Here is a 3,241-nt window from a genome sequence, read left to right on the forward strand (position 1 = left end):
GTCGGGCCCGATGCCCCGCTCGACGGCCTCGGCGCCGTGGCGGCGCAGGATGCCCTCCAGGACCTCCCACCGGGACGCCAGGGCGGGCCGGCCCAGGTCGTGGAGCTCGAGGAAGAGCATGGGCTGTTCGGGGAGCCCCGCCCCCCGGTCCCGCCCCACGTCGCGATTGATCTCGGCGGCGACCCCCGCGTCCAGGAGCTCGCAGGCGGCAGGGTCCACGCCGCGCCGCATGGTCTCGCTCACCGCCTCGCAGGCCCTGCGGATCGACGGGAAGACGGCCATGGCCGTCAGGTGCTCGGGTGGGAGGCCCCGGAGCCTCAGGGTGGCCCGGGTGACGATCCCCAGGGTCCCCTCGCTCCCCACCAGGAGCCGCACGAGATCGTATCCCGGCGCAAACCGGGCGCTTCGGCCGCCAAGCCGCAGCACGTCTCCCCTGCCGGTCACCACCTCCAGGGCGAGCACGCAGTCCCGGGTGGCGCCGTAGGCCACCGTCCGGATGCCCGCGGCGTTGTTGCCGATCATGCCCCCGATGCAGGCCGAGGCCCCGGGGTCGGGGGGAAAGAAGAGGCCGAGGTGGCGCAGGTGGTCGTTCAGGTCCCGGTAGACCACGCCGGGCTCCACATCGGCCTGGAGGTCGGCGGCCCGGACTTCCAGGATCCGGTTCATCTCGGCGAAATCCAAGACGATGCCCCCGTGGAGCGGGATCGGGTTTCCCTCGAGGCTCGTCCCGGCGCACCAGGGGGTCACCGCCCACCGGCGCCCGGCGGCGAGCTCGACCACCGCCGCCACGTCGTCGGTGCACCGGGGCCAGACCACCACCTCGGGGCGGCAGGGGGGAAGGTACGACTCGTCCCGGGAGTGGAGGTCGAGGACGGACGGGCCCGCGGAGACCCTCGCTGGGGCCACCAGGTTCTTGAGCTGGGCGATGTCGTCCTTCGTCACGCGGGCGAAGTGCAAGAGGCACGCTCTCCAGCAGACGTGGGAAAGGCGCGCCTACTCTAGAGCAACCACCGGCGCGGCGCGACGCTCTTTTGCGCCGGCTTCCCCGGTCCCGCGCGACGGGGGACTCACGGCGCCGCCTTGACCCGCGCGGGGGTCAGGGGAAGCTGGAAGAGCCGCGCCCCCGCTGCGTCGAACACGGCGTTGGCCACGGCGGCGCCCACGCAGACCATGGCCGGCTCCCCACCGCCCTTGGAGGGCGTGGCGTCGGAACGGACCAGCAGGGTCTCGATCTTCGGAAGCCGCGAGAAGCGGGGCAGTTCGTAGGTGTCGAAGTTGCGGTCCTGCACCGCGCCCCCGCGGAAGCGCAGTTCCTCGCTCAGGGTGTAGCCGAGCGACATGGTGAGGCACCCCTCCATCTGGAGGGCGGCGCCCCGGGGATTCACGGCAAAGCCCATGTCCTGGGCGCAGACCAGCCGTGCGACCTGCACCCGGCCGGTCCGGGCATCGACCCCCACCTCGGCCATGGTGGCCACGTAGGTCTCGGACCGGATGCCGCAGGCCACGCCGACACCCCGGCGGCTGGGGGCCGGCGCGGGCGTCCACCCGAACTTCTCCGCGCAGGCGGAGAGCACCGCCCGCATCTTTCGGTCCGAGAGGTGCGCCAGCCGAAACGCCACCGGGTCGGCGCCCGCCGCGGCGGCCATGACGTCCATCTGCACCTCCCGGGCGAAGGTGTTGGTGATGGTGGCGGGGGCCCGCCAGGGCCCGGTGCGAAACGGGTGCACCCCCGGGCTCCCCCGCCAGTGGCCGTGGGAGACCTCGCGCAGGTGGGGGATGTCGTAGAAGGTTCTCGCCCCGTCCTCCCCCGCCATGTAGACGGCATAGTCCCAATAGGAGATGCGCCCCTCCCCGTCGAGGCCCGAGGCCACCTTGACCACTGCCGCCGGCCGGAAGTCGTCGTAGAAGAACTCCTCCTCCCGGGTCCAGGCCACCTGCACGGGCCTGCCGGTGCGCACCGCGAGCCGCGCCGCCACCTCCGCTTCCAGGTTTGTGTTCTTCCCCCCGTAGCCTCCTCCCACGGCCGTGGGGACGACCCGGACCTTCTCGGAAGCCAGGCCGAGCGCCGCGCAGACCCCGTCCCGTACGCGAAAGGGGCTCTGAGTCGACGCCCACACCGTGACCCGGTCCCCGTCCGGGGCCGCCGTGGAGGCGTGGGGCTCCAGGGGAGCGTGGGCGAGGTAGGGATCGAGGTAGGTGTGCTCGAAGATCTGGGCGGAGCGCCTTCTGCCCTCCTCCAGGGAGCCCCGCTCGGTCAGCACGTCCCCGGGGGGAGCCGTCCGCAGGATGTGGTCGAAGATGGACTTCGGATCGGGGGGGGCCGGGTCCCCGGGGGCCGGCTCGAACTTGGCCCGGATCGCCGCGAGCGCCCTCGCGGCCCCGTCGGGGGTGGAGTGGAGCACCGCGACGAGGCCGTCTTCCTCCACGACCTGCACCCCCTCCATCGCCGCTGCCGCCGAGACGTCCACCGACCTCGGCCGGGCGCCGTGGGCCGGGGGCCGGAGGATGCGGGCGTAGAGCAGGTCCGGCAGCCGCGTGTCCGCCCCGAAGAGGGCGCGGCCCGTCACCTTGTCCAGGAGATCGCGGCTCGGCGGGGAGGTGCCGGCCACCCGGTACTCCGCCTCCGGCTTCAGCGCCGGCTTGCCCTCCACGTGCCGCTCGACGATCCGGCCCTTCGTGAGCTCCGCGTAGGTCACCCGCTTGCCGGGGGCGGTACGGTCGGCGACGAGGCCGCCCTGCACCTCCAGATCGCCCGGCGACGAGCCCAGGTGCCGGGCGGCGAGCTCCAGCAGCACGGCCCGGGCCTCGGCCGCCGCCGCGCGCAGGACGGGGCCGAAGGAGCGCACAGAGAGAGACCCGAAGGTGCCGCGGTCGTAGGGGCACAGGTCCGTGTCCCCCATCACCAGATCGATGGACCCGTAGTCCACGTCGAGCTCGTCGGCCAGGATCTGGGCCAGGGCCGCATTGATCCCCTGGCCCATCTCGACCTTGCCTGTGTAACAGGCGACCCGGCCGTCGGCGCCGATGCGCAGGAAGGCGTTGAAATCCCCCGGCGCCGTCCCCGTCTGGCGCCGCCGCTCCCGAAACTGGGCCGGGGCGGGCGGCGCGCCAAGGGACACGTAGACGAGGAGCCCGCCCCCGAGCACGCCGACGCGCTGCAGGAACTCCCGGCGGCCGATGCGCAGCCCCCAGGGAAAGGTCTCGACTGCGCCCCGCTCCCTCTCGTCTCCCATGGCGTTAC

2 protein-coding genes are annotated in these 3,241 nt (G+C 73.4%); both read right to left on the reverse strand.

The genetic code is table 11. The annotated features are described in order from the left end of the window. Window positions 1–957 (reverse strand): FAD-binding oxidoreductase (locus AB1578_22940; GenBank protein ID MEW6490755.1); only part of this gene is annotated, 957 nt, incomplete at its 3' end. 110 nt (window positions 958–1,067) lie between these two features. After that, a partial coding sequence (locus AB1578_22945; protein ID MEW6490756.1) for a molybdopterin cofactor-binding domain-containing protein occupies window positions 1,068–3,241 on the reverse strand: 2,174 nt, incomplete at its 5' end.

The sequence above is a fragment of the Thermodesulfobacteriota bacterium genome (assembly GCA_040756475.1).
Classification (GTDB): Bacteria; Desulfobacterota; Deferrisomatia; order Deferrisomatales; family JACRMM01; genus JBFLZB01.